Source organism: Geodermatophilus sp. SYSU D00766, assembly GCF_054049915.1.
The window spans coordinates 13,260-39,568 of the sequence record NZ_JBJGYI010000042.1; the positions used below are offsets into that span (position 1 = coordinate 13,260).

Sequence of the window (26,309 nt, forward strand, 5' to 3'; positions counted from 1 at the left end):
CCGCGGGACGGGGGCCTGCCGCGTGCGCCGCGGGCTCGTCGTCGAGCGCCGGGCAGGCGTCCCCGCGGCAGGTGGTCCCCTCCAGTGTCCCAGGCGTGCGGCGCCCGCGCCGGGCTCCCTCAGCGGGCGCTGCGGGCGAGGTGCAGCCAGGTGTCGACGACGGTGTCGGGGTTGAGCGACATGGTCTCGATGCCCCGCTCGACGAGCCACTGGGCGAGGTCGGGGTGGTCGCTGGGGCCCTGGCCGCAGATGCCGACGTACTTGCCGCGCTCGAGGCAGGCGGTGATCGCCATCTCGAGCATGGCGAGCACCGCGGGGTCGCGCTCGTCGAAGCCGCCGGCGACCAGGGCGGAGTCGCGGTCGAGGCCCAGGGTCAGCTGGGTCATGTCGTTGGAGCCGATGGAGAACCCGTCGACGTGCTCGAGGAAGGCGTGCGCCAGCACGGCGTTCGACGGCAGCTCGCACATCATCACCACCGACAGGCCGTTGTCCCCGCGGCGCAGGCCGTGCGAGGCCAGCAGCTCCACCACGCCCTCGATCTCCGCCACCGTCCGCACGAACGGGATCATGACCTTGACGTTGGTCAGGCCCATCTCGTCGCGGACGTAGCGCAGCGCCTCGCACTCCATGGCGAAGCACTCGGCGAAGTCGGCCGACAGGTACCGGGAGGCGCCCCGGTAGCCGATCATCGGGTTCTCCTCGTGCGGCTCGTAGCGCTCGCCGCCGAGGAGGTTGGCGTACTCGTTGGACTTGAAGTCGCTCATCCGCACGATCACCGGCTCCGGCGCGAACGCCGCGGCGATGGTGGACACCCCCTCGGCGACCCGCTGCACGAAGAAGTCCCGCGCCGAGGGGTAGGCCGCGATCCGCTCCTGCACCTGCGCCCGCAGCGGCGGGTCGAGCTCCTCGAGCTCCAGCAGCGCCTTCGGGTGGATGCCGATCTGCCGGTTGATGACGAACTCCAGCCGCGCCAGGCCCACGCCGGCGTGCGGCAGCCGGGAGAAGGCGAAGGCCTGCTCCGGCGTCCCGACGTTCATCATGATCTTGACGGGGATCTCCGGCATGGCGTCGAGCCGGGTCTCCTCCACCTCGAAGCCGACCTCCCCGGCGTAGACGACGCCGGTGTCGCCCTCGGCGCAGGACACGGTGACGGGATCGCCGTCGGTCAGCGTCCGGGTGGCGGTCCCGGTGCCGACGACGGCGGGGATGCCGAGCTCGCGGGCGATGATCGCCGCGTGGCAGGTGCGCCCGCCGCGGTTGGTGACGATCGCCGAGGCGCGCTTCATGATCGGCTCCCAGTCGGGGTCGGTCATGTCCGCGACGAGCACGTCGCCGGGGGTGAAGGCGTCCATCTGGTCGATGTCGGAGAGCACCCGGACCGGACCGGCGCCGATCTTCTGCCCGATCGCCCGCCCCTCGACCAGCGCGGTGCCGGTGCCGGTGAGCCGGTAGCGCTCGGTGGTGTTGCCGGCGCGGGACTGCACCGTCTCCGGGCGCGCCTGCAGGACGAACAGCTGCCCGGTCAGCCCGTCCTTGCCCCACTCGATGTCCATGGGGCGGCCGTAGTGCTCCTCGATCCGCAGCGCCTGGCGGGCGAGCTCGGTGACCTCCTCGTCGGTGAGCGACAGCCGCCGGCGGTCGGCGGGGTCGACGTCGACGAACGCGGTGGTGCGGCCCACCTCGGTGGCGTCGGTGTAGACCATCTTGGTGGCCTTCTCCCCCACGCCCCGCTTGAGGACGGCCGGCCGCCCGGCGCGCAGCGCGGGCTTGTAGACGTAGAACTCGTCGGGGTTGACCGCCCCCTGCACCACGCCCTCGCCCAGGCCGTAGGCCGAGGTGACGAAGACGGCGTCGCGGAAGCCGGACTCGGTGTCCATGGTGAACAGCACCCCCGACGCGCCGACGTCGGAGCGCACCATCCGCTGCACCCCGGCCGACAGCGACACGGCCTCGTGGTCGAAGCCGTGGTGGACCCGGTAGGCGATCGCCCGGTCGTTGTAGAGGGAGGCGTAGACCTCGCGGATGGCCTGCAGCACCGCGTCGATGCCGCGGACGTTGAGGAAGGTCTCCTGCTGCCCGGCGAAGGAGGCGTCGGGCAGGTCCTCGGCGGTGGCCGACGAGCGCACCGCGAAGGACGCCTCGGCGTCCTCGCCGGCCAGCCGCCGGTAGGCGCTGCGGATGTCGGCCTCCAGGTCCGGCGGGAAGGGCTGCTCGACGACCTCGCGGCGGATCTCCTCCCCGGCCCGTGCCAGCGCGCGGACGTCGTCGGTGTCCAGGGCCCGCAGCCGCTCGGCGATCCGCTGCGCCAGCCCGGTCTCCCCGAGGAAGCGCTGGTAGGCCGCCGCGGTGGTGGCGAAGCCGTCGGGGACGCTGACCCCGGCGTCGGCCAGGTGGGAGATCATCTCGCCCAGCGAGGCGTTCTTCCCGCCCACCACCTCCAGGTCGCCCAGGCCCAGCTCGGCGAACCAGCGGACGTTGTCGGCACCCCCGGAGGTGTCGGCGGGGACCTCGGGTGCGGTGTCGGTGCTCATGAGCGGGTGGTCCTTCCTCGCCGGGGGTCGCGGCCCGACGGCGGGCGCCCGGAGGCGCGCCGTCGCCGGGCCAGGGTCTGGATCACCACGGTGGCGATCTCCTCGACGGAGGCCGCCGAGGTGTCCACCGTGGGCAGGTCGTGAGCCTGGTACATCGCACCGGCCCGCCGCAGTTCGAAGCGGCACTGCTCCTCGGAGGCGTACCGGGAGTCCGGCCGGCGCTCGGAGCGGACCCGGCTGAGCCGGGCGACGGTGGTGGTCAGCCCGAAGCAGCGGTCGGCCAGCCCCCGCACCGGGCGGGGCAGGTCGGTGGTCTCCAGGTCCTCGTCGACCAGCGGGTAGTTCGCCACGAACAGCCCGTGCTGCAGCGCCAGGTACATCGCCGTCGGGGTCTTGCCGCAGCGGGAGGGGGCCAGCAGGACGACGTCGGCGCGCTCGAGGGCCCGCGAGCTCTGCCCGTCGTCGTGCTCGATGGCGAACTCGACGGCGGCCATCCGGTCGTTGTAGCGGCGGACGTCGCCGACCCCGTGCAGCCGCCGCGCCTCGTGCAGCCCGCGGGCGCCGAGCTGCTCCTCCACCCGGCTCATGTGCAGGCCGAAGAAGTCGATGATCGGCGCCTTGCTGCGCAGCAGCTCCTCGCGGACCTCGTCGACGGCGGCGGTGGTGAACACCAGCGGGGGCACCGGGCCGGCCATCGCCGCGTCGAGCTCGGCGACCACCTCGCGGGCGTGCTCGACGGTGGAGATGAAGGGGATCGTCGTGCGCTCGAAGGGCACGTCGGGGAACTGGATGAGCAGCGCGTTGCCCATCGTCTCGGCGCTGATCCCGGTGCTGTCGGACAGGAAGAAGACCGGCACGGCCACCTCGTCCGGGTCCACGGACCGCCTCCTTCGCCTCCGGTGTCCGCGCCCGCCCGGTGCCCGGGGCACCGGGCGGGGCGCGGGTCCCTGCCGACCGCGGGGCGCGGTCAGTGGATGTGCGAGCCGCCGTTCACGTCGTAGGTCGCACCGGTGATGTAACCCGACTCCTCGCGGCAGAGATAGGTGATGAGGTCGGCGACGTCGGCGACCCGGCCGTTGCGGCCGACCGGGATGCCGGCCAGCAGCTGGGCCTTGCGCTCGCCCTCGAGAGCACCGCCGGTGATGTCGGTGTCGATCAGCCCGGGGGCGACGGCGTTGACGGTGACCCCGTGCGGGCCCAGCTCGCGGGCCAGCGCCCGGGTGAAGCCGAGCTGGCCGGCCTTGGCCGCGGAGTAGGCCACCCCGCCGAAGACGCCGCCGCCCCGCTCGGCCGACACCGAGGAGAGGAAGACGACGCGGCCGAAGCCGCGCTCGGCCATGCCCGGCGCCAGGCGCCGGGTCACGTTGAACGCGCCCCGCACGTTGACGGCGAAGACGCGGTCCCACTCCTCGCCGCCGACCTGCAGGAACGGTGTCGGCGAGGTGATGCCGGCGTTGTTGACCAGCGCGCCGACGGGCGGCAGCGCGCCGTCGACGACGGTGAGGGCACCGTCGACCGACGCCTCGTCGGTGACGTCGCAGCCGACGCCGACGGCCTGCACGCGGTGGCGGTCGGCCACCTCCGTGGCGGCGTCCTTGGCGCCGGCCTCGTCGAGGTCGAGGACGGCGACGTTCCAGCCCGCGGCGGCGAGGGCGTGGGCGGTGGCGCGGCCGATGCCGCGGGTGGAGCCGGCGCCGGTGACGACGGCGGTCCTGTCGGTGACGGTCACGGGGTTCCTCCGGGGGGGTGGTCGGGTCAGGCGGTCGCGGGGGCGGGGTCGGCCGGCCAGGCCGTGGGCGGGTGGTGCGCGGCCGGGCCGTCGAGCTCGGCCCGCACCCGGGCGACGACGGCGTCGGTCGACAGGCCGTAGCGGTCGTGCAGGGTCGGGAGGGCGCCGGCGGCCAGGAACGCGTCGGGCAGCGCGATCGGCACCACGCGGGTGCCGACGCCGGCGAAGGCGAGGGTCGAGGCGACCGCCTCGGCCAGCCCGCCGACCACCGTGTGGTTCTCCAGCGTGACCAGCAGCCGGTCGGTGCCGGCCGCGCGCAGGATCGCCGCGGTGTCCAGCGGCTTGATCGTCGGAACGTGCAGCACGGCGACGTCGACGTGGTCGGCCTCCAGCCGGGCCGCCGCCTGCAGCGCCCGCATGGTCATCAGCCCGGTCGAGACCAGGACGACGTCGCGGCCGGTGCGCAGCTCGGCGGCCCTCCCGAGCTCGAAGCGGTAGTCGTACTCGTCGAGCACCGTCGGGACCGCGCCGCGCAGCAGCCGCAGGTAGGTGGGGCCGGGGTGGTCGGCGAGCGCGGGCACGGCCTGCTCGATGTCGACGGAGTCGCACGGGTCGACGACGGTCAGCCCCGGGCAGCCGCGGAGGATGGCGAGGTCCTCGGTGGCCTGGTGGCTGGGCCCGTAGCCGGTGGTCAGCCCGGGCAGCGCGCCGACGACGTTGACGTTGAGGCCCGGCTCGGCGATGTCCAGGCAGAGGAAGTCGTAGGCCCGCCGGGTGGCGAAGACCGAGTAGGTGGAGGCGAAGGGCACCAGGCCCACCTCGGCCATGCCGGCCGCGGCGCCGAGCATCGCCTGCTCGGCCATGCCCATCTGGAAGAAGCGGTCGGGGTGGGCGTCGCGGAACACGTGCATGTCGGTGTACTTGGCGAGGTCGGCCGACAGCCCGACGATCTCGGGCCGCTCCTCGGCCAGCCGGTTGAGCGCGTGCCCGAAGGGGGCGCTGGAGGTCCGCTGACCGGGGTCGGCGAACGAGGCGATCATCGCCGAGGTGGTGAGCCGCTGCTTCGGTGCGGTGGTGGTCATCGGGCCGGTCCCTCCTGCAGCTGGTCGCGGGCGATCTGCCACTCGTGCTCGGCGACCCGCATGAAGTGGGCCTTCTCCCGGCCCTCGAGCAGCGGCACCCCGCGGCCGATGCGGGTGTCGCAGACGAGCACCGTGGGCGAGCCGCGGTGCGCACGCAACTCGTCGAAGGCGTCGACCAGCGCGCCGACGTCGTTGCCGTCCACCCGCAGCGCGTGCCAGCCGAAGGCCCGCCACTTGTCGGTGACCGGCTCGGTGCGCAGCACGCCGGCGGTGGGGCCGTCGGCCTGCAGGGCGTTGACGTCGACGATCGCGGTGACGTTGTCCAGGCCGTGGTGGGCGCAGGCCAGGGCGGCCTCCCACGTCGAGCCCTCGTCGAGCTCCCCGTCGGAGAGCAGGTCGAACACGTGCGCGCCGTTGCCCTGGTGGCGCAGGCCCAAGGCCATCCCGGCCGCCACGGCCAGCCCGTGGCCCAGCGACCCGCCGGAGATCTCCACGCCCGGGGTGTAGGAGGCCATGGCCGACATCGGCAGCCGCGAGTCGTCGGAGCCGTAGGTCTCCAGTTCCTCGGCCGGGATCGTCCCGGCCTCGGCCAGCGCCGCGTAGAGCGCGATGGCGTAGTGGCCGATGGAGAGCAGGAAGCGGTCCCGGTCGGGCCAGTGCGGGTCCTCGGGGCGGAAGCGGAGCTGGTCGGTGTAGACGGTGGCGAGGACGTCGGCCACGCCCAGCGCCTGGCCGATGTAGCCCTGCCCCTGCACCTCCCCCATGTCGAGGGCGTTGCGGCGGATCCGGTGGGCGGCCCGGCGGATCCGCTCGATCCGCTCGGCCCGGGCGGGGGCCGGGGGCGCCGGTGCGGTGGTGGATGAGGTCACGGTGTCTCCTCGGCCTCGGTCGGTGGGGCTCAGTCGGTCGCCGCGCCGGCCGTCGGCCGGGGGGCGGGGGTCCGGGTGACGGGACGGGCGGTGGCGGGACGGGCGGTGGCCTCGGCCGCGAGCGCGCGCTCGAGGACGGCGACCTCCTCGCGCTGGGCGCGGCCCCAGGTCTCCTGGGTGAGCAGCGCGGCGACGAGGCCGAGCAGGCCGTAGCCGCCGAACAGCAGCGCCGGGCCGATCCAGCCGTAGCCGGCGTAGAGCGCGGTGGTGATCAGCGGGGTGAACCCGGAGACGACGGCGGACAGCTGGTAGGCCAGGGACGCCCCCGTGGTGCGGGTCCGGGTCGCGAACAGCTCGGAGAACCAGGCGCCCTGCACCCCGGCCAGCGAGTTCTGCAGCACCGCGTAGCTGACGACGAAGGCGACGACGATGGCCACCGCGGCGCCGGTGTTGACGAGGAGGAAGAGCGGCACGGCCCACAGCACGTGCAGCGCGGTGCCCAGCAGGTAGACCGGGCGCCGTCCGATCCGGTCGGTGAGCGCGCCCCAGGAAGTGGTGGCGACGATCCCGATACCGGCGGCGATCATCGTCGCGGTCAGGGTGACCGACCGGTCGGCCAGGTCCTCGGCGGCGACGTAGGACAGCATGAAGGTGACCGACACCGCGTAGCCGGCGGTCTCGGTGATGCGCAGGCAGAAGGCGCGCAGGATGGTCCGCCAGTCGTCGCGGAGCACCTCGAGCAGCGGGTTCTTCGAGAGCTCGCCCTCCTCCTTGAGCTCCTCGAACTCCGGGGACTCCTCGACCTTCAGCCGGATCACGATGCCCACGACGATCAGCACGGCCGACAGCAGGAACGGCACCCGCCACGCCCACGAGCCGCCGAGGGGCACGCTGGCGAGGAAGGCGAGGTTGGCCAGCAGCAGCCCGACGGGGAAGCCGGCCTGCGTGATGCCGGTGTAGAGGCCCTTCCTGCGCCAGGGGGCGTGCTCGAAGCACATCAGGATGGCGCCGCCCCACTCCGCGCCGAACGCGAGCCCCTGCACGACCCGCACGAGCACCAGCAGGACCCCGGCCCAGACGCCGACCTGCTCGTAGGTGGGCAGGCAGCCGATGAGCACCGTGGCGATGCCCATGAGCAGCAGGGACCCGACGAGGACGGGCTTGCGGCCGATCCGGTCGCCGAGGTAGCCGCCGATGATCCCGCCGAGCGGGCGCACGGCGAACCCGATGCCGAGCGTGGCGAAGGACAGCAGCGTGCCCGACAGCGGGTCGTCGGCCGGGAAGAAGGCGGTGTTGAAGTACAGCGCCGCGGCGATGCCGAAGCCGATGAAGTCGTAGGTCTCGATCGTGGCGCCGACCGAGCAGCCGACAGCGACCTTCTTCTTCTCCGGCGTCCCCTCGATCGGGTGCCAGGAGGCGACCTCCCCGAGGTGGGAGTCGCGGGCGGACGGGGGCGGCTGGGTCATGGTGACCTCCGTGCGGACGATGACGGGGATCCAGTGGCCGCTGGCAGTTGACTGTTAACAGTCAACGTATGAGCGAGTGTGGATGGCCCCCGTCACAGTGTCAAGCGTCACTCCGCAACCCCGGCGTCCGTGCACGTCAGGACGCCGGCAGCACCCCGCCCGGACCCGAACGGGCGGACCTCAGGCGCTCCGGCCGGCGCCGGTGAAGTGCTCGGCGGCCGCTGCCATGTGGTCCTCGACGACCCGCACGGCCGCGTCGGCGTCCCCGCGCTCGATGGCCTCGACGATCGGCACGTGACGGTCGCGGGCCATCATCGGCGCCTGCCACCCCGCCCCGTCCAGGATGGCCACCCGCATGCGCCCCTCCAGACGCTGCCAGGCCTCGACGAGCATGGAGTTCCCCGACAGCCGGCACAGCAGCAGGTGGAAGGCGAGGTCGGCCTCCATCCGCGTGGCCGGCTCGTCGTCGTCGGAGAGCCGCTCCACCGCCTCGCGCAGCGCCGCGGCCGCGGCCTCCCGGCGCGGGGAGGCCACCACCTCCCGGACGGCCAGCGCCTCGAGCGCGGCCCGGACCCGGAACAGCTCGTGGACCTCGGCCGGGGTCAGGCTGTTGACCCGCAGCATCCCGCGGGCGCCGGCGGTGACCAGACCCTCCTGCTGGAGGGCACGCAGGGCCTCGCGGACCGTGCCCCGGCTGACCCCGAGGGAGGAGGCGAGCTCCACCTCCCCGAGGTGGTCCCCCGGGCGGTAGCGCCCGGTGAGGACGGCCGAACGGAGGACCTCCAGGGCCCGCTCCCGCAGCGTGCTCCGGTCCAAGCTCCCCAGCGGCTCGGCGTCCACGGCCACCTCCTCGTCGCCGTGGATGGTAGCGACGCTGTCGACACCGGCCTGCCGACTGTCGGCACCAAGGGCGAGGTCGGGGGTGACAGCCGACGGTACCGCCACTATCTTGTGAGTGGGTACTCACTCACGACACTGTCAGGAGGCTCCCCATGACCGCGGCTGTCGCCACGGACTCCCTGCGCCGGACCTTCGGCTCCGTCGTCGCGGTCGACGACCTGACCACGTCGCTGCCCCGTGGCGGCGTGATCGGCCTCGTCGGCCCCAACGGCTCGGGCAAGTCCACCCTCATCCGCATGCTGCTCGGGCTGGTGCGGCCCAGCGCCGGCACCGCCGAGGTCCTCGGCGAACCGATCACCGACCCGCGGGCCTACGCCGGGCAGGTCGGCGCGCTCGTCGAGGGCCCCGCCTTCGTGCCGGGTCTGTCCGCACGGGCCAACCTGGTCTCCCTCGCCCGGCTGCGGCGGCTGCCGGTGAGCCGGGTCGACGAGGTCCTCGACGCCGTCGGCCTCACCGGCCGCGACCGCGAGCCGGTGCGGCGCTTCTCCCTCGGGATGAAGCAGCGCCTCGGGATCGCCGCCGCGCTGCTCCCCGACCCCGCGCTGCTCGTCCTCGACGAGCCGACCAACGGCCTCGACCCCGCCGGCATCGTGGAGATCCGGGCCCTGCTGCAGCGCCTGGGGCGGTCCGGTCGCACCGTGGTCGTGTCCTCGCACCTGCTGTCGGAGATCGAGAGCATCTGCACCCACCTGGTCGTCGTCCGCTTCGGGGTGCTGCTCTACAACGGCACGGTCGCCGACCTGCTTGCCCGCGCCGGCACCCACGTCGACGTCGCCCCCGAGCACGAGGCCGACACCGACCGGCTCGGCCGGGTCCTCGCCGACGCCGGGTGGGCGGTCACCACCGCGGCACCGGGCCTGCTGCGGGTGGCCGCCGACGGCGACGCCGCCGCCGCGGTCAACCGCGCCGCCGCGGGGGCGGGCATCACGCTGCGCGCCCTGACCGCCACCCGGGACACCCTGGAGTCGGTCTTCCTGCAGATGACCGGCGGCGACGACGGCGAGCTGGCGGCCGGCCGCGCGGCCGCGGCGCGCCCCGTCCCCGCGGCCGCCGCGGAGGGAGCCCGGTGACCGCCGTCGTGCGCAGCGAGCTCGTCCGGCTCCGCCGCCGGGGCGTCGTGCTCGGCTGGTCCGGCCTCACGGTGCTCTTCGCCGTGCTGATCAACGTCGTGGTGTTCCAGGTCGTCGAGCCGGGCGGCGCACCGGCGGAGAACGGGCCCGGGGTCTCCTTCCCCTCGGCGGCCGAGCTGCTGGGCCGCGAGGGCATCGTCTCCGGGCTGGGGGCGGCGGCGTCGTTCTTCGGCGTGACCGCGCTGGCCTTCTGGGCGCTGGCCGCGGCCTCCGACACCTCCACCGGCCTCGTGCGGGTGCTCGTCGCCGCCGAACCGCGCCGCTGGCGGCTGCTGCTCGGCAAGTGGACGGCGCTGGCGATCGCGACCGCCGGTGCCACGCTGCTCGCCGTCGTGGTGAACGTCCTGGTGGCCCCGGGCGCCGCCGCGGGCGGCTGGGAGCCCACCGCCTGGGGCCAGGACGTCGTCCCCGTCGTCCTGGGCGCCGCGGTCGACCTGTACCTGTCGCTGCTGGTGTGGGGCACCATCGGCCTGGCCCTGGCCACCCTGACCCGCTCGGCCGGCATCGCGATCGGCATCGGCGTGGGCTGGGTGCTGCTGCTCGAGGCGGTCCTCGGCGCCGCCGTCTCCTCGCTGCGGGACTGGCTGCCGGGCACGACGATCAGCGCGCTGGCCGCCGGCGGCACCGCCGACCTCTCCTACAGTGGCGCCCTGGCGCTGGGGCTGGCCTACGTCGGAGTCGCGGCGCTGGTCTCGGGGATCGTGTTCTCCCGCCGGGACATCACCGACTAGGCAGCAAGGCACACCACCGCGGCGCACCACCGAGACGCGCCACCGACCCGGGGAGGCCCGACCATGCCGCGCGGCACCGACACCCGCGCAGCCCTCATCCGGGCGGCGACCGAGCTCGTGGCCGAGGTGGGCTACCACGACGCCACGACCCGGGCCATCGCCGAGCGCGCCGGCGTCGCGGAGGGCTCCATCTACCGCCACTTCCCGGACAAGCGGGCGCTGTTCGTCGCCGCCGCCGTCGAGGGGCAGCGCGGGCTCACCGAGTGGATGGCCGACCTGCCCGCCCGCGCCGGCGGCCGGCCGGTGGCCGACGTCCTCACCGAGGTGTTCGTCGAGCTGTCCCGGCTGCGGGAGACGGTCGTCCCGCTCGAGCTGGCGATGGCGGCCACGCCGGAGCTGCAGCGCCACCTCGAGGGCGCCGCGCTCGACGAGACCGTCCGGGGGCTGGGCGGGCCGCCCCAGCTGCTCGCCGACTACCTGCGCGCCGAGCGCGACCGGGGCCGGGTGCGCGCCGACCTCGACCCGACGCGGACGGCGGTGGTCCTGCTGGCCACCCTCTTCGGCGTGCAGACCAGCCCCCTGGCCGGTCCCGGCGGGCTGGACGGGCCGGGCATCCGCGAGCTGGTGTCGGTGTTCGTCGACGGCATCGCGCCGCGGCCGGATCCCCCCGCGCGCGCCGGGTAGCCGGCGTCCGGGTCAGGCCGTCAGCGCCCGACGCCAGGCCCCCGGGTCGCGGACGGGGTGGCCGTGGACCGGCACGACCAGCGCCGGCTCCAGCTCAGCCAGGCGGCGCCGGGAGCGGCGGACCTCGCCGGCGTCGTGGTGCAGCGACTCGGGCAGGTTCAGCCACCGCGGGTGGGCGGGGTCGCGGGACAGGTTGAGCGGGGCGTCGCCCACCACCAGGGTGCGGTCGGCCTCCCGCCACAGCGCGATGTTGCCGGGGCTGTGGCCGGGGACCTCCAGCACGCGGAAGGAGCCGACGGCGTCGCCCTCGCGCAGCCGCCGGTCGACCGTCGCGCGCGCGGGCTCGATGAGCCCGGCGACCACCCGCCCCGCCCGGCTGGCCACCGTGTCGATGCGCCCGGACTCGAACCGGTCGGCGTCCCCCGAGCCCATCTCCAGCGGGGCGCCGAGCGTGGCGCACAGCCAGGCCGTCGACCCCAGGTGGTCGGCGTGGGCGTGGGTCACGACGTGGGCGGAGACGTCGCGGCCGCGCAGCAGGCCGGCCAGGCGGCGCCGGGACCAGCGCAGCCCGGAGTCGACGACGACGTCGTCGACCACCACCAGGTTGATCCACGGTCCGGGCACCGTCGGGGCGCTCCACACGCCGTCGGTGAGCTGCCGCAGGCCGTCGCGCACGCCGCGGAGTCTGCCGCAGCCGGGCGCCCGACGGGACCGCCGCGGCGCGGGGCCGGGACCGGCCGCGGGCCCTAGCATCGGCGCGGTGCCCGACCGCTCGCACGCCCAGGTCGTCCTGGGCCAGCAGGTGTACCCGGTGCTCGAGCAGTGCCGCAGGCCCGAGGTCCTGTGGGCCAAGCTCGCCACCGGCAACTACGACTGGCTCGGGGTCCGGCGCAACGGGAAGTACGTGCTGGGCCGCCCACGGCTGTCCGCCGTCGTCCCGGAGGAGCCCGGTCCCCCGCCCGACGACGCCCGGGAGCCGCACCGCATCGAGTCCCTGGCGCCGCTGCAGCAGGTGCCGCGGTGGGAGGCCTACGCCACGCCCGAGGAGGCCCTCGACACCTTCGCCCGGCTGGTGCGGGGCGACCCGATCACCCCGCTGCGCACCTCCGGCGTCTGGCGGGCCCGGCTGGTGCTCGACGGCCGGCCGGTCGAGGAGCGCCTCGTCGTCCGCCCACTCCCCCGGCTGCTCTGAGCCGGGCACGGCGGTGCCCGCCACCCCGGTGGTCGGGGCGGCGGGCACCGGCGGAGGAGGCGGTCAGCCGCCGTGCACGCCGACCGGGGCCTCGCGGACCTCGCCCGGGGAGTGCGTCCGGAAGTCGTCCTCGAGCTCCTCGAGCGTCCGCCCGCGGGTCTCCGGCGCGAACTTCGTCACGAAGACGAGCGAGCCGACGTTGACCAGCGCGAAGAGCCCGAAGGTGGCGGTGGCGCCCAGCGCCTCGACCAGCGGCGGGAACGCGAAGGAGATGGCCGCGTTGACCGTCCACAGGACGAAGACGGCGATGCCCATCGCGAACCCGCGGATCGTCATCGGGAAGATCTCCGACAGCAGCAGCCACACCAGCGTGCCGATGAACGTCTGCACGAAGAAGACGACGAACAGCATCGCGGCGAGGATCAGGTAGCTGCGGAACGTCGACTCCGGCAGCAGGAACGACAGCGCCAGCACCGCGTGCCCGGCCGCGACCCCGGTGAAGCCGGTGAGCAGCAGGGGCCGGCGGTTGTGGCGCCCGATCAGCCAGATCCCGAAGACCGTGCCGATGATCGCCACCACGCCGACGGTGATGGTCAGGATGAGCGAGGCGCTGTTGCCCAGGCCGGTCGACTTCAGGATGGTCGGGGCGTAGTAGTTCACGGTGTTGATGCCGGTGGCCTGCTGCACCGTGGCCAGGCCGCAGCCGATCCAGAGGATGCGGCGCATCCAGGGGAAGGCCCGCAGGTCGCGCAGTGCCGCGCCCTTGTCCTCGCCGACGTCGCGCCGGGCGTGCGCGGCGATGACGTTGTACTCCTCGGCCGCCTCGGCCGGCTCGCGGCTCAGGCCCAGCACCCGCCGGGTGTCCTGCAGCCGGCCGCGGACGGCGTACCAGCGCGGCGAGTCCGGCAGGAAGAACATCCCGACGAACAGTGCGATCGCGGGCACCGTGGCCACGCCGAGCATCCACCGCCACACGTGCGGGTCGTGGATGAGGGCGTCGAGCAGGGCGTTCATCGCGAAGGCGAGGAACTGGCCAGTGACGATCATCAGCTCGTTGATGGTGACCATCCGACCCCGCCGGTCGGCCGGCGCCATCTCGGCGAGGTACAGCGGGCAGGTCACCGCGGCCGCACCGACCCCGAAGCCCAGCAGGATCCGGCCGGTGGTCATGACCACCACGTTGGGCGCGATCGCGCAGATGAGCGCGCCGCTCAGGAACAGCCCGGCGCAGACGAGCAGGCTGCCCTTGCGGCCGAGTGCGTCGGCGAGCTTGCCGCCGAGCAGCGCGCCGAACGCCGCGCCGGGGAACAGCAGCGAGCTGACGACGACGGCCTCGCTGAGGGTGGTGAGGGCGAGGTCCTCCTTCATGTACAGCAGGGCGCCGGAGATGACGCCGGTGTCGTAGCCGAACAGCAGACCCCCGAGTGTGGAGATCACCGTCAGCTTGAGGAGGAACCGGTTGTGCGCCGGCGAGCGCTGGACGCCGGTGGACGTCCGGGTGGACGAGTGGATCGACATGGGCCGCTCTTTCGGGAGGAGGGCGTCATGGCCCCGGGGGCAGGGATGGCGGGAGGTCGGTCTCAGGGGTGCGGGAGGCGGCGGTCACGGCGCCGGTCGGGAGCCGGGACGGGGTCGGGGTCCCGGCCGCGGTGCCGGCTGCGGGGCCGGCCGCAGGGCGCGCGGGGGCGGGCGGGCCGCCGCGCCGGGAGGGACCGGTGGGCGCCCGGGGCGGAACGGGGCCGCGGTGCGGACGGGGCGCACGGGGTGCGGGCCGGTCGGCGAGCCGGGCGCGGGCGCCCGAGGGCGTCGCGGAGGATGACCGCGTGCCCTTCTGGCGCCGGAGCCGGCGTGCGCCCGTGCGCGAGTCGGTGGGCGGCTTCGCGCTCCTGGTGCGCCGGCGCGGCCGGTCGGCAGTGCTCCGCGCGCTGCGGATGACCGGCGCGACGGTGGCGGCGTTCCTCGTGGCGCAGGCCGCCGGACTGCAGGACCCGCCCCCGCTGATCGCCGCGCTGACCGCGCTGCTGGTCGTCCAGGCCACCTTGAGCAGCACGCTGGTCAACGGGGTGCAGCGGGTGCTGAGCGTGGTCTGCGGCGTCGCGCTGGCGGTGCTGTTCGTCGCCGTCGTGGGGCTGAGCTGGTGGAGCCTCGCCGCCCTGGTCGCCGCGGCGATCGTCGTCGGCCAGCTGCTGCGGCTGGGGCCGCACCTGGTCGAGGTGCCGATCAGCGCCATGCTCGTGCTCGGCGTGGGCGCCTCGGGCGCGGGAGCCGTCGGGAGCGACCGGGTCCTGGAGACGCTGCTGGGCGCGGCGGTCGGCATGCTCGTCAACGTCGTGTTCCCGCCGGCGGTGCAGACCCGCTACGCGGTCCGGTCGGTCGAGCGCTTCGCCGGCGAGATCGCGGCCCTGCTCGACGACGCCGCGGCCGTGCTCGCGGCCGGGCCGGTCACCGCCGAGCGGTCGACGCGCTGGCTGCAGGACGCGCGCCGGCTCAACCGGCACGTCCCCCGGCTGGACCGGGCACTCACCCACGCCGAGGAGAGCCGCCGGCTCAACGTGCGCGCGCTGCGCTCCCCGTGGGCGACCGCCGGGATGCGCGCCGGCCTCGACGCGCTGGAGTACACGTCGGTCTCGCTGCGCACCCTGTTCCGCGCGATCGACGACGCCACCCGGGAGCGCACCGGGGTGCACGACGACGCCGAGTACGCCGACACCGTCCGCCGCACGACGGCGAGCCTGCTGGCCCGGATGAGCACGGTGGTCCGCGAGTTCGGCCGCGTCCTGACCGGCGCGCCCGGCGACGGCCGGCTCCCCCGCGCGCTGGCGGCGCTGGCCAGCGGCCGCGAGGTGGTGGCCGACCTGCTCATCGGCGACCCGCGCAGCCGGTCGGGGCTGTGGGAGCTGAACTCGGCGCTGCTGACCACCGTGGACCGGATGCTCGACGAGCTCGGCCCCGCGCCCTCGGCGGAGGCCACGGCCGGCCAGGGGGGCGCCGGCCGCGTGGCGCTGCGGGCCGGCCAGCGGCTGCGGCCGGGCCGCCGCCCGTCCGGAGGGCGGGGGCACGGCCCGTCCTGAGAGCGGGGCGCCGTCGGCGGCGGCCGGGGGGTGTGCGGGCACGACGTCCCTCCTTCCGGACGCGGGTGGGCGGGCGGGGACCCGGGGGTCAGAGGTCGCCGTCGAGGAACTGGGCCCGGCCCAGCCCGAAGGACCAGTCGGCCCGGGTGTTGGCGGCGACGGAGACGACGAGGTCGCCCGGCGCCAGGCCGGTGACCTCGCCGAGGCGGCGGCACAGGCCGGCGTACAGCGCGCGCTTCTGCTCGTCGCTGCGGCCCTGCTGGAACACCTGCAGCACGACGAGGTCGTCGGTTCGCTCGATGCCCAGGCCGGTGTCCTCGCAGATGAGCTGCCCGGGCCGGTGCTCGGTGATTACCTGGTAGCGGTCACCGGGCGGCGCGGCGAAGACGTCGAGCAGCACCTCCTGGACCGTGTCGGCCAGCAGGCGGAGCTGTTCGGGGCTGCGCCGCCCCTCGACGACGTCGATGCGCACCAGCGGCACGGGGCCTCCCTCGGCAGGTGGTGTGCCGGCGTGACGCCGGCCACATGCCGAGGAACTATGTCAGGACATTAGGACTTTGTGAAGACCCCGTCACGAACTCGGCCCGCGGGCGCGCGGCGGCGCCACCCCGGGGCCGGTCCGGCGGTGCGGGCGTCGGTGCAGGTGGGAGCGGGTGGGGCGAGGGCGGCGGGAGGGGCCTCAGCGGCCGACGAGCGTCGTCTCGAAGTCGTACCGCGAGGCGCGGTAGACGTGCCGGCCGTGCTCCACGGGGGTGCCCTTGTCGTCGAAGGCGGTGCGCTGCATGGTCAGCAGCGCCGAGCGCGGCGGCTCGCCGAGCAGTCGCGCCTCGTCGGCGCGCGCCAGCCGCGCCCCGATCCGCTGGTGGGCCACCCGCAGGTGGATCCCCTGGGAGCGCAGGTACTGGTAGAGCCCGCGCTCGGCGAGGTCGGCGGCCGTGGGCTCGAGGCGACCGGGCAGGTAGTTGGTCAGGATGGCCAGGGGCTCACCGCGGGTCCGGCGCAGCCGGCGCAGCGCGACGACCTCCTCGCCGGCGGCGAGGTCGAGCTCCTGGGCGACGTCGGCCGGCGCGGGCACCCGCTCCAGCGAGAGCACCTCCGTCGACGGCGCCTCGCCGCTGCGGGCCAGGTCGTCGTAGAGGCTGGTGAGCTCGACCGACCGGCGCACGTGCGGCTGGATGACCTGGGTGCCGACCCCCCGCTTGCGCACCAGCAGCCCCTTGTCGACGAGCTCCTGGACGGCGCGGCGGACGGTCGGGCGCGACAGCCCGTAGGACTGTGCGAGCAGGATCTCGTTCTCCAGCTTCGACCCCGCCGGCAGGTCCCCCTCGGCGATGGCGCGCTCGATGGCCTGCGACAGCTGGAAGTACAGCGGGGTCGGACTCGAGCGGTCGATGTCGAAGCTCGGGGTGACGGCCACCTGGTCCTCCTCGTCGGGGCGCCGGCGGGACGGCGCCCGGCAGTGCGCCCCCGCATCCTCCCATCGCCGCACCGGCCGGACCTCACCTCGGAGGGGCAGTTCGGTGATCACATCCTGCTGTCTTTATGTCCTGACAAAGTCTTGACGCGGTCGTGTGCGGTGGCGCACAGTCCATACACCGCAGCCGACGCACAGGGACGGAGCTACACCGTGCAGACAGCACCCGACGTGGTGGTGATGGGCCGCAGCGGCGTCGACGTCTACCCCCTGCAGACCGGGGTCGGCCTCGAGGACGTGGAGACGTTCGGCAAGTACCTCGGCGGCAGCGCCGCGAACGTCGCCGTCGCCACCGCCCGCCTCGGTCACGACGTCGCCCTGGTCACCGGCGTCGGCGACGACCCCTTCGGCCGCTTCGTCCGCCGGGCCCTAGGCGACCTGGGCGTCGACGACAGGTTCGTCGTCGTCGACGGCGAGCACCCGACGCCGGTCACCTTCTGCGAGGTGTTCCCCCCCGACGACTTCCCGCTCTACTTCTACCGCCGGCCGACCGCGCCGGACCTGCAGATCCGGCCCGAGGACGTCGACCCCGCCGCCGTCCGGGACGCCCGGCTGCTGTGGACGACGGTCACCGGCCTGTCCGAGGAGCCCTCCCGCGCGGCCCACCACGCCGCGTGGGCCGCCCGCGGCCGGCGCCGGCACACCGTCCTCGACCTCGACTACCGGCCGGTGTTCTGGTCCTCCCGCGACGAGGCCGCCGACCAGGTGCGCGCGGCGCTGCCGCACGTCACCGTGGCCGTCGGCAACCGCGAGGAGTGCGAGGTCGCCACCGGCGAGACCGATCCCGACCGGGCCGCCGACGCCCTGCTCGACGCCGGGCTGGAGCTCGCCGTCGTCAAGCAGGGACCGCGCGGCGTGCTCGGCAGGACCCGCACCGAGCGGGTCGTCGTCCCGCCCACGCCGGTGGACGTCGTCAACGGCCTCGGCGCCGGCGACGCCTTCGGCGGCTCGCTCGTGCACGGCCTGCTCGCCGGCCTGCCGCTGGAGCAGGTGCTGGTCAACGCCAACGCGGCCGGGGCGATCGTCGCCTCCCGGCTGGAGTGCTCGACCGCGATGCCCACCGCCGACGAGGTCGCCGCCCACATCGCGGCGCACGCTGCCGCGCCCGCCCCCCGACTGGAGGACACCCGTGTCTGACACCGCCCTCGACCTGCCCGACCTCGGGACCGGCGCGCCGCTGTGCCGCACCTACGCGGAGGTCACCGAGCTGCGCAGCCGGCAGCCGGAGGCGATCGGGAAGGCGCTGGCCGCCCGCCGACGGCGCCCGGCGTTCCTCCCCGCCGACGGCCGGCTCATGCTCGTCGCCGCCGACCACCCCGCCCGCGGCGCGCTGGCCGCCCAGGGCCGGGCCACGGCGATGAACAGCCGCACCGAGATGCTCGACCGGCTGCGCACCGCCCTCGCCCGCCCCGGCGTCGACGGCCTGCTCGCCACCGCCGACGTCGCCGAGGACCTGCTGCTGCTCGGCGCGCTGGAGGACAAGGTCGTCGTCGCCTCGATGAACCGCGGCGGGCTGGCCGGCTCGGTCTTCGAGATGGACGACCGGATGACCGGCTACGACGTGCGCGGCGTGGTCGAGGCCCGCTTCGACGCGGCCAAGATGCTCAACCGCTTCGACCTCGACGACCCCGGCACCGTCGTCTCGATGGAGGCCGCCGGCCGGGCGGTCACCGAGCTGGCCCGCGCCGGCGTGGTCGCCATGCTCGAGCCGTTCCTGTCCCGCCGCGTGGACGGCCGGGTGGTCAACGACCTCTCCCCCGACGCGGTCATCCGGAGCGTGCACATCGCCCAGGGGCTCGGCGCGACCTCGGCCTACACCTGGCTCAAGCTGCCGGTGGTCGAGGAGATGGAGCGGGTCGTGGACGCCACCACGCTGCCCACCCTGCTGCTCGGCGGGGACCCCTCCCGCCGCCCGGAGGAGACCTACGCGCAGTGGCGCGACGCGCTCGCCCTGCCCTCGGTGCGCGGCCTGGTCGTGGGCCGGACGCTGCTCTACCCGCCCGACGACGACGTCGCCGCCGCCGTGGACACCGCCGTCTCCCTCGTGCACTGAAGGGCCCCTCGTGACGACCACCGCCCGCTCGCCGCACCTGCCCGCCGGCAGCGCCGCCGCCGGGGACTACGCCCTCGAGGTCACCCCCGAGTCCGCCGGCTGGACCCACTCCGGCCTGCGCGTCCTCGAGCTGCCCGCCGGCGGCCGCCACGTCCTCGACACCGGACCCGACGAGGTCCTCGTCGTCCCCCTGCAGGGCGGGGCGGCCGTGACCTGCGACGGCCAGGTGCTCCGCCTCGCCGGCCGCGCCGGCGTCTTCGCCGGACCCACCGACTTCGCCTACCTGCCGCTGGGCAGCACCGCCGAGCTGACCAGCGCGGCCGGCGGCCGGTTCGCGCTGTGCAGCGCCCGCGCCCGCCGCCGGCTGCCCGTCCGGTACGGGCCGGCCGCCGACGTCCCGGTGGAGCTGCGCGGCGCCGGCAGCTGCAGCCGGCAGGTCAACAACTTCGCCACCGCCGGGGTGTTCGACGCCGACGCGATCATCGCCTGCGAGGTGATCACCCCGGGCGGCAACTGGTCGAGCTACCCGCCGCACAAGCACGACGAGACCTCCGAGGCCGAGACCGAGCTGGAGGAGATCTACTACTTCGAGGTCGCCCCCGGCCCGCAGGGCCAGGCCGGCCTGGCCTACCACCGGGTGTACGGCACCCCCGAGCGGCCGATCGACGTGCTCGCCGAGATCCGTGACCGCGACGTCGTGCTGGTCCCCCACGGCTGGCACGGGCCGTCGATCGCCGCCCCCGGCCACGACCTCTACTACCTCAACGTCATGGCCGGGCCCGGCCCCGAGCGCGCCTGGCGCATCGTCGACGACCCCGACCACGCCTGGGTCCGCGGCACCTGGACCGAGCAGGACGTCGACCCCCGCCTGCCCCTGCACGCCCCCACCTCCCAGCAGAACGGAGCGACCCGCCCGTGAGCGCCCCGTCCCACCCCCCGGCCCGGACCGACACCGTCCGGCTGACCGTCTCCCAGGCGGTCGTGCGCTTCCTCGCCGCGCAGCACTCCGAGCGCGACGGGCAGCGGCAGCGCCTGTTCGCCGGCTGCCTGGGCATCTTCGGCCACGGCAACGTCGCCGGCCTCGGCCAGGCGCTGCTGCAGGCCGAGCTCGACGAGCCCGCCGCGCTGCCCTACGTGCTCGGCCGCAACGAGCAGGCGATGGTGCACACCGCCGTCGCCTACGCCCGCGCCAGGGACCGGCTGCAGACCTGGGCGGTCTCCACCAGCGTCGGGCCCGGCTCGACCAACATGCTCACCGGCGCGGCGCTGGCCACCATCAACCGGCTGCCGGTGCTGCTGCTGCCCGCCGACACCTTCGCCACCCGCTCGGCCGGGTCGCTGCTGCAGGAGCTGGAGCTGCCCGCCTCCGGCGACGTCACCGTCAACGACGCCTTCCGCCCGGTCTCGCGCTACTTCGACCGCATCTGGCGGCCCGAGCAGCTGCCCGGCGCGCTGCTGTCGGCGATGCGGGTGCTCACCGACCCCGCCGAGACCGGCGCGGTCACCCTCTGCTTCCCGCAGGACGTGCAGGCCGAGGCCTTCGACTGGCCCGTGGAGCTGTTCGCCGAGCGCACCTGGCACGTGGCCCGCCCCCAACCGGAGCCCGCGGCGCTCGCCCGCGCCGTCGAGGTCATCCGCTCCGCCCGCCGGCCGCTCGTCGTCGCCGGGGGCGGGGTGGTCTACTCGCACGCCACCGAGGCCCTCGACGCGTTCGCCAGCGCCACCGGCGTCCCCGTGGCGCAGACCCAGGCCGGGAAGGGCGCGCTGGCCTACGACCACCCGCAGTCGGTGGGCGCCATCGGCTCCACCGGGACGACGGCGGCCAACGCCCTGGCCCGCGACGCCGACGTCGTCATCGGCATCGGCACCCGCTACCAGGACTTCACCACCGCCTCGCGCACCGCCTTCAGCGACCCCGGCGTGCGCTTCGTCAACGTCAACGTCGCCTCCCCCGACGCGGTCAAGCACGCCGGCGTCGCGGTGCAGGCCGACGCCCGCGACACCCTCACCGCGCTGACCCGGGCCCTCGAGGGCTGGTCGGCCGACGACGCCCACCGGGCCCGCGCCACCGAGCTCGCCGCCGCGTGGGAGGCGACGGTGGAGGCCGCCTACCACCCGGAGGTGCCCAGCGCCGGCGAGGGCGGCCGGCTCACCCAGAACGAGGTCATCGGCCTGGTCAACGAGGTGTCCGCACCGCGCGACGTCGTCGTCTGCGCCGCCGGCTCCATGCCCGGCGACCTGCACAAGATGTGGCGGGTCCGCGACCCCAAGGGCTACCACGTCGAGTACGGCTACTCGTGCATGGGCTACGAGATCCCCGGCGGCATCGGCATCCGGATGGCCAGCCCCGACCGCGACGTGTTCGTCATGATCGGCGACGGCTCCTACCTGATGATGCCGACCGAGCTGGTCACCGCCGTCCAGGAGGGCGTCAAGATCGTCGTCGTCCTGGTGCAGAACCACGGCTTCGCCTCCATCGGCGCGCTGTCCGAGCAGCTGGGCTCCCAGCGCTTCGGCACCCGCTACCGCGCCCGCGCCGGCAACGGCCGGCTCGAGGGCGGGCTGCTGCCGGTGGACCTGGCGGCCAACGCCGCCAGCCTCGGCGTCGACGTCCTCACCGCCCAGGACGGGCCGAGCCTGGAGGCGGCGCTGCGCAAGGCGAAGGCGTCGGACCGCACCACCGTCGTCCACGTCGAGACCGACCCGCTCGTCGACGCCCCCTCCAGCGAGTCGTGGTGGGACGTGCCGGTCAGCGAGGTCTCCACCCTCGGGTCCACCCAGCGGGCCCGCGCCGTCTACGAGCAGTGGAAGGCCCGCCAACACCCCTACCTGACGCCGTCCGAGCGTTCCTGAGCAACCCCTCCGAGGAGAGGAAGACATGACCGTGCAGCAGCCCGGAGGCGCCCGCATCCGCGTCGGGTCGGCACCCGACTCGTGGGGCGTCTGGTTCCCCGACGACCCCCAGCAGGTCCCCTGGCAGCGCTTCCTCGACGAGGTCAGCGCCGCCGGGTACGAGTGGATCGAGCTCGGCCCGTACGGCTACCTGCCCACCGACCCCGCCCGGCTGGGCGAGGAGCTGGCCGCCCGTGGCCTGCGCGTCTCGGCCGGGACGGTGTTCGAGCACCTGCACCGGCCCGACTCCTGGGACGACGTGTGGCACCAGGTCGGCGACGTCGCCACGCTCACCGCCGCGATGGGCGGCACCCACGTGGTGGTCATCCCCGACGTGTGGCGCGACCACCGGACCGGGGAGGCCGTCGAGCCGCGCGAGCTGACCGCCGAGGCCTGGGCGCGCCTGGCCGCGGGCATCGACCGGCTGGGCCGGGCGGTGCAGGAGGAGTTCGGCCTGTCCATCGCCTTCCACCCGCACGCCGACAGCCACGTCGGGCGCCAGCCCGACATCGAGCGGTTCCTCGCCGAGACCGACCCGCGGTACGTGCCGCTGTGCCTGGACACCGGCCACGTCAGCTACTACGGCGGCGACAACCTCGACCTGGTCCGCCGCTACCCGGAGCGGATCGGCTACCTGCACCTCAAGCAGGTCGACCCCGCCGTGATCGAGCGGGTGCACGCCGAGGACGTGCCGTTCCCGCAGGCGGTGCAGCTGGGCGCCATGATCGAGCCGCCGCACGGGGTGCCCGACCTGCCGCCGCTGCTGGCGGAGGTCGACCGGCTGGGCCTGGACGTGTTCGCCATCGTCGAGCACGACCTCTACCCCTGCCCGCCCGACGTCCCGCTGCCCATCGCGCAGCGCACCCACCGCCTCATCGGCTCCTGCGGGCTGCGCTCGCTGGAGATCGGCCGCCCCCGCACCCCCGTGCAGGAGCCGGCGTGACGGCGACCGAGGTCCTCCCCGCCTCCCCCGCGACCGGTGCCGCCCCGGCGGAGCTGCGGGTCGCCGTCCTCGGCGTCGGGCTGATGGGCGCCGACCACGTCGCCCGGCTGACCCGCCGGGTCTCCGGCGCCCGCGTGGCCGTCGTCAGCGACGCGGCCACCCAGCGCGCCGACCAGGTCGCCGCCGGGGTGCCCGGCTGCCGGGTGGTCCCCGACCCGCTCGCCGCGATCGCCGACCCGGGGATCGACGCGGTCGTCATCGCCACCCCCGGCCGGTTCCACGAGGAGCAGGTGCTCGCCTGCATCGAGCGCGGGATCCCGGTGCTGTGCGAGAAACCGCTGACCATGGACGCCGCCAGCTCGCTGCAGATCGTCCGCGCCGAGGACGCCCACACCGCGCGCACCGGCCGGCGGCTGGTGCAGGTCGGCTTCATGCGCCGCTTCGACCCCGAGTACGCCGCGCTGCGCGAGCTCGTCGCCTCCGGCGGGCTCGGTGAGCCCCTGCTGGTGCACTGCGCGCACCGCAACCCCGCCGTCCCGCCGGGCGTCACCACCGAGTCGATCGTCAACGACTCCGTGGTGCACGAGGTCGACGTCGCCCGGTTCCTGCTCGGCGAGGAGATCGCCGCGGTCACCGTCCTGACCCCGCGGTCGACCCGGCACGCCGCCGAGGGGCTGTCGGACCCGCTGCTGGTGCTCCTGGAGACCACCGGCGGCCGGCTGGTCGACGTCGAGTGCTTCGTGGGCACGGGCCTGGCCTACGAGGTGCGCACCGAGGTGGTCGGCGAGGACGGCAGCGCGGTGATCGGCCTGCCGCAGGGCCTGGTCCGGCAGTCCGCCGGCCCGGGCGGCGCCGTCCGCGGCACCGGGCTCACCCCCGGCTTCCGCGAGCGCTTCGGCCTCGCCTACGACGTCGAGCTGCAGCGCTGGGTCGACGCCGCCCGGCAGGGCGACGTCGACGGCCCCGGCGCGTGGGACGGCTACGCGGCGCAGGCGGTCTGCGCCGCGGGGGTGGAGGCGCTGCGCACCGGCCGGCGCACCGAGGTCCGGATGGAGTCGCGAGGAGGAACCCCGTCATGAGGATCGCGCTGGACCCGCAGATGCTGCGGACCACGCCGCTGCTCGAGCTGCCCGACGTGGTGGCCGGCATGGGCTACGAGTGGATCGAGCTCTCGCCCCGCGAGGACTTCGTCCCGTTCTTCAAGCACCCCCGCGTCGACACCGCCACCGTGCGGGCGTTCAAGAGCCGGCTCGCCGACGCCGGCGTCGGCATCACCTCGCTGCTGCCGGTGATGCGCTGGTCCGGGCCCGGTGAGGTCGAGCGGCAGGCGGCGGTGCGCTACTGGCGCCGGACCATCGAGATCTGCGTCGAGCTCGGTGTCGACACGCTCAACAGCGAGTTCAACGGCCGCCCCGAGGCGCCCGAGCTCGCCGAGGCGATGTTCTGGCGCTCCATGGAGGAGCTGCTCCCGCTCCTGGAGCGGGAGGGCCTCAAGCTCGCCCTCGAGCCGCACCCCGACGACTTCATCGAGCTCGGCCGCCCCGCGATCGACGCCATCCGCGGCATCGACAGCCCGTGCGTGTCCTTCCTCTACTGCACGCCGCACACCTTCCACCAGGGCGACGACGCCCCCGGGATCATCACCGCGGCCGGCGACCTGCTCACCCACGTGCACGTCGCCGACTCGATGGACCACCGCGCCTCCGACGGGCTGCGCTACATCACCAACCCGCCGGGCAACACCACCCGCGTCCACCAGCACATGGAGATCGGGCGCGGCGACGTCGACTTCGACGAGGCCTTCGCCGCCCTCGCCGGGATCGGCTTCGACGGCGTCCTGACCACCTGCGTCTTCGGCTGGGACGACCAGGCCCGCGAGTCGGGCACCCGCATGCTCGGCGCCATCCGCGAGCTGGTCACCAAGCACTTCCCCGACGGCACCCTCACCTGAGGAGCACCCCCCATGACCACGCACATCCCGCACTGGATCGACGGCGCCCGCCGCGAGGGCACCAGCGGCCGCACCGGCGAGGTGACCGACTCGGCCACCGGCGAGGTGCTCGGCGAGGTCGCCCTCGCCTCGACCGAGGAGGTCGACGCCGCCGTCGCCGCCGCCGTCGCCGCCTTCCCCCGCTGGCGGGACACCTCGCTGGCCAAGCGCACCGCGGTGCTGTTCCGCTTCCGCGAGCTGCTCAACGCCCGCAAGCCCGAGCTGGCCGCGATCATCACCGCCGAGCACGGCAAGGTCCTCGACGACGCCCTCGGCGAGGTCTCCCGCGGCCAGGAGGTCGTCGAGTACGCCTGCGGCGTCCCCTCGCTGGTCCGCGGCGGGTTCACCGAGAACGCATCCACCAGCGTCGACGTGTTCTCCATCCGCCAGCCGCTCGGGCCGGTCGCCGTCATCAGCCCGTTCAACTTCCCCGCGATGGTCCCGATGTGGTTCTTCCCCATCGCCATCGCCACCGGCAACACCGTCGTCCTCAAGCCCAGCGAGCAGGACCCCTCGGCGGCGCTGTGGATGGCCGAGCTGTGGAAGGAGGCCGGCCTGCCCGACGGCGTGTTCAACGTCGCGCAGGGCGACAAGGTCGCCGTCGACCGGCTCCTGGAGCACCCCGACGTCAAGGCGGTGTCCTTCGTCGGCTCCACGGCGATCGCGAAGTACGTGTACGAGACCGGCACCCGGCACGGCAAGCGGGTGCAGGCCCTCGGCGGGGCGAAGAACCACATGGTGGTGCTCCCCGACGCCGACCTCGACCTGGCCGCCGACCAGGCGGTCAACTCCGGCTTCGGCTCCGCCGGCGAGCGGTGCATGGCCATCAGCGCGGTGCTCGCCGTCGGCGGCATCGGCGACGACCTGGTCGCCCGCATCGCCGAGCGCACCCGCACGCTGCGCACCGGCGACGGCCGCAAGGGCTGCGACATGGGCCCGCTGATCAGCCGCAGGCACCGCGACCGCGTCGAGTCCTACGTCGAGGCCGGGGAGCAGGAGGGCGCGAAGGTCGTCGTCGACGGCCGGCAGGTGCAGCCCGACGGCGCCGAGGACGGCTTCTGGCTCGGCCCCACGCTGGTCGACCACGTCGAGCCGCACATGAGCGTCTACACCGACGAGATCTTCGGCCCGGTGCTGTCGGTGCTGCGGGTCGACACCTACGACGACGCCGTCGCGCTGATCAACCGCAACGAGTACGGCAACGGGACGGCGATCTTCACCAACGACGGCGGCGCCGCCCGGCGCTTCCAGCACGAGGTGGAGGTCGGGATGATCGGCATCAACGTGCCCATCCCGGTGCCGATGGCCTACTACTCCTTCGGCGGGTGGAAGAACAGCCTCTTCGGCGACTCCCACGCCCACGGCGCCGAGGGCGTGCACTTCTTCACCCGCGGCAAGGTCGTCACCTCCCGCTGGCTCGACCCCAGCCACGGCGGCCTCAACCTCGGCTTCCCGCAGAACGCCTGACACCGCGCCGGTGGCGGCGGGGCCCCCCCCGGCGCGGGGGCCCCCCCCCCCCTCAAGCCGCACACGAGAAGAACTAGGCATGACCGCCGTAGAACCCCCCCCCAT

General features: G+C 74.7%; 24 protein-coding genes. 13 read left to right on the top strand and 11 right to left on the bottom strand.

The genetic code is table 11. From position 1 onward, the window contains the following. Window positions 1–119 precede the first annotated feature (119 nt). The 7 genes from ppsA to ACI8AD_RS21560 form a co-directional block, all read right to left on the bottom strand. Window positions 120–2,531 carry a phosphoenolpyruvate synthase gene (gene ppsA / locus ACI8AD_RS21530; protein ID WP_456872575.1) on the bottom strand — a complete coding sequence of 804 codons (2,412 nt, stop codon included), beginning with the start codon at window positions 2,529–2,531 and terminating at the stop codon, window positions 120–122. Then, window positions 2,528–3,409 (bottom strand): pyruvate, water dikinase regulatory protein, encoded by an 882-nt coding sequence (locus ACI8AD_RS21535; RefSeq protein WP_456872576.1) that lies wholly within the window; start codon window positions 3,407–3,409, stop codon window positions 2,528–2,530. Before ACI8AD_RS21535 ends, ppsA begins: the two co-directional genes overlap by 4 nt. A gap of 89 nt (window positions 3,410–3,498) precedes the next feature. After that, window positions 3,499–4,260, bottom strand: a complete 762-nt coding sequence (locus ACI8AD_RS21540) for an SDR family NAD(P)-dependent oxidoreductase (RefSeq protein WP_456872577.1) — start codon at window positions 4,258–4,260, stop codon at window positions 3,499–3,501. Between the two features lie 26 nt (window positions 4,261–4,286). After that, the gene (locus ACI8AD_RS21545) at window positions 4,287–5,342 is read right to left on the bottom strand and encodes a transketolase family protein (protein ID WP_456872578.1); all 1,056 of its coding nucleotides are present in this window, start codon (window positions 5,340–5,342) and stop codon (window positions 4,287–4,289) included. Then, window positions 5,339–6,211 carry a transketolase gene (locus ACI8AD_RS21550; RefSeq protein ID WP_456872579.1) on the bottom strand — a complete coding sequence of 291 codons (873 nt, stop codon included), beginning with the start codon at window positions 6,209–6,211 and terminating at the stop codon, window positions 5,339–5,341. Before ACI8AD_RS21550 ends, ACI8AD_RS21545 begins: the two co-directional genes overlap by 4 nt. A 29-nt stretch (window positions 6,212–6,240) precedes the next feature. Continuing rightward, window positions 6,241–7,677: an MFS transporter gene (locus ACI8AD_RS21555; protein ID WP_456872580.1), complete on the bottom strand. Its 1,437-nt coding sequence runs from the start codon at window positions 7,675–7,677 to the stop codon at window positions 6,241–6,243. Between the two features lie 180 nt (window positions 7,678–7,857). After that, entirely contained in the window at window positions 7,858–8,517 is a 660-nt protein-coding gene (locus ACI8AD_RS21560; RefSeq protein WP_456872581.1) for a GntR family transcriptional regulator, read from the bottom strand. A 152-nt stretch (window positions 8,518–8,669) separates the two neighbouring features. On the opposite strand from ACI8AD_RS21560, the gene ACI8AD_RS21565 reads away from it, so the two are divergent. The 3 genes from ACI8AD_RS21565 to ACI8AD_RS21575 all read left to right on the top strand — a co-directional run bounded on the left by ACI8AD_RS21565 (window position 8,670) and on the right by ACI8AD_RS21575 (window position 11,122). Beyond that, window positions 8,670–9,647 (top strand): ABC transporter ATP-binding protein, encoded by a 978-nt coding sequence (locus tag ACI8AD_RS21565; RefSeq protein ID WP_456872582.1) that lies wholly within the window; start codon window positions 8,670–8,672, stop codon window positions 9,645–9,647. Next, window positions 9,644–10,438, top strand: a complete 795-nt coding sequence (locus tag ACI8AD_RS21570; protein ID WP_456872583.1) for a hypothetical protein — start codon at window positions 9,644–9,646, stop codon at window positions 10,436–10,438. Before ACI8AD_RS21565 ends, ACI8AD_RS21570 begins: the two co-directional genes overlap by 4 nt. A gap of 63 nt (window positions 10,439–10,501) precedes the next feature. Beyond that, complete coding sequence (locus ACI8AD_RS21575) at window positions 10,502–11,122, top strand: TetR/AcrR family transcriptional regulator (RefSeq protein WP_456872584.1); 621 nt, start codon at window positions 10,502–10,504, stop codon at window positions 11,120–11,122. A gap of 12 nt (window positions 11,123–11,134) precedes the next feature. Here the strand turns inward: ACI8AD_RS21575 and ACI8AD_RS21580 are convergent, their stop codons facing one another. After that, window positions 11,135–11,797, bottom strand: coding sequence for an MBL fold metallo-hydrolase (locus tag ACI8AD_RS21580; protein WP_456872585.1), 663 nt, complete (start codon window positions 11,795–11,797; stop codon window positions 11,135–11,137). An 85-nt stretch (window positions 11,798–11,882) separates the two neighbouring features. Here ACI8AD_RS21580 and ACI8AD_RS21585 point away from each other — a divergent pair, with 85 nt between their 5' ends. Continuing rightward, window positions 11,883–12,314, top strand: a complete 432-nt coding sequence (locus ACI8AD_RS21585) for a hypothetical protein (protein ID WP_456872586.1) — start codon at window positions 11,883–11,885, stop codon at window positions 12,312–12,314. A 63-nt stretch (window positions 12,315–12,377) separates the two neighbouring features. Here the strand turns inward: ACI8AD_RS21585 and ACI8AD_RS21590 are convergent, their stop codons facing one another. Continuing rightward, the gene (locus ACI8AD_RS21590; protein ID WP_456872587.1) at window positions 12,378–13,832 is read right to left on the bottom strand and encodes a sugar porter family MFS transporter; all 1,455 of its coding nucleotides are present in this window, start codon (window positions 13,830–13,832) and stop codon (window positions 12,378–12,380) included. Window positions 13,833–14,137: 305 nt separating this feature from the next. Between ACI8AD_RS21590 and ACI8AD_RS21595 the strand changes: the two genes are divergently transcribed. Next, the gene (locus ACI8AD_RS21595) at window positions 14,138–15,385 is read left to right on the top strand and encodes an FUSC family protein (RefSeq protein WP_456872588.1); all 1,248 of its coding nucleotides are present in this window, start codon (window positions 14,138–14,140) and stop codon (window positions 15,383–15,385) included. A gap of 88 nt (window positions 15,386–15,473) precedes the next feature. Here ACI8AD_RS21595 and ACI8AD_RS21600 read toward each other — a convergent pair whose 3' ends face one another. Then, entirely contained in the window at window positions 15,474–15,866 is a 393-nt protein-coding gene (locus ACI8AD_RS21600) for a tautomerase family protein (RefSeq protein WP_456872589.1), read from the bottom strand. A 198-nt stretch (window positions 15,867–16,064) separates the two neighbouring features. Next, entirely contained in the window at window positions 16,065–16,802 is a 738-nt protein-coding gene (locus tag ACI8AD_RS21605; RefSeq protein ID WP_456872590.1) for a GntR family transcriptional regulator, read from the bottom strand. Window positions 16,803–17,012: 210 nt separating this feature from the next. Between ACI8AD_RS21605 and iolC the strand changes: the two genes are divergently transcribed. The 8 genes from iolC to ACI8AD_RS21645 are packed head-to-tail and all read left to right on the top strand — an operon-like array spanning window position 17,013 to window position 26,204. Further along, on the top strand, window positions 17,013–17,996 hold the full coding sequence (gene iolC / locus ACI8AD_RS21610) for a 5-dehydro-2-deoxygluconokinase (protein WP_456872591.1): 984 nt from the start codon (window positions 17,013–17,015) through the stop codon (window positions 17,994–17,996). Continuing rightward, window positions 17,989–18,912, top strand: a complete 924-nt coding sequence (locus tag ACI8AD_RS21615; protein ID WP_456872592.1) for a class I fructose-bisphosphate aldolase — start codon at window positions 17,989–17,991, stop codon at window positions 18,910–18,912. The genes iolC and ACI8AD_RS21615 overlap by 8 nt, the downstream gene beginning before the upstream one ends. Window positions 18,913–18,922: 10 nt before the next feature. Beyond that, window positions 18,923–19,831, top strand: a complete 909-nt coding sequence (iolB, locus tag ACI8AD_RS21620; protein ID WP_456872593.1) for a 5-deoxy-glucuronate isomerase — start codon at window positions 18,923–18,925, stop codon at window positions 19,829–19,831. Further along, a complete protein-coding gene (iolD, locus tag ACI8AD_RS21625; protein ID WP_456872594.1) occupies window positions 19,828–21,765 on the top strand; it encodes a 3D-(3,5/4)-trihydroxycyclohexane-1,2-dione acylhydrolase (decyclizing) in 1,938 nt (645 codons plus the stop codon). The genes iolB and iolD overlap by 4 nt, the downstream gene beginning before the upstream one ends. Before the next feature lie 25 nt (window positions 21,766–21,790). Beyond that, window positions 21,791–22,747: a sugar phosphate isomerase/epimerase family protein gene (locus ACI8AD_RS21630; protein WP_456872595.1), complete on the top strand. Its 957-nt coding sequence runs from the start codon at window positions 21,791–21,793 to the stop codon at window positions 22,745–22,747. Further along, window positions 22,744–23,826 carry a Gfo/Idh/MocA family protein gene (locus ACI8AD_RS21635; RefSeq protein ID WP_456872596.1) on the top strand — a complete coding sequence of 361 codons (1,083 nt, stop codon included), beginning with the start codon at window positions 22,744–22,746 and terminating at the stop codon, window positions 23,824–23,826. Before ACI8AD_RS21630 ends, ACI8AD_RS21635 begins: the two co-directional genes overlap by 4 nt. Further along, window positions 23,823–24,698, top strand: a complete 876-nt coding sequence (locus ACI8AD_RS21640) for a sugar phosphate isomerase/epimerase family protein (protein WP_456872597.1) — start codon at window positions 23,823–23,825, stop codon at window positions 24,696–24,698. The genes ACI8AD_RS21635 and ACI8AD_RS21640 overlap by 4 nt, the downstream gene beginning before the upstream one ends. 12 nt (window positions 24,699–24,710) lie before the next feature. Next, a complete protein-coding gene (locus ACI8AD_RS21645) occupies window positions 24,711–26,204 on the top strand; it encodes a CoA-acylating methylmalonate-semialdehyde dehydrogenase (protein WP_456872598.1) in 1,494 nt (497 codons plus the stop codon). Window positions 26,205–26,309 lie beyond the last annotated feature (105 nt).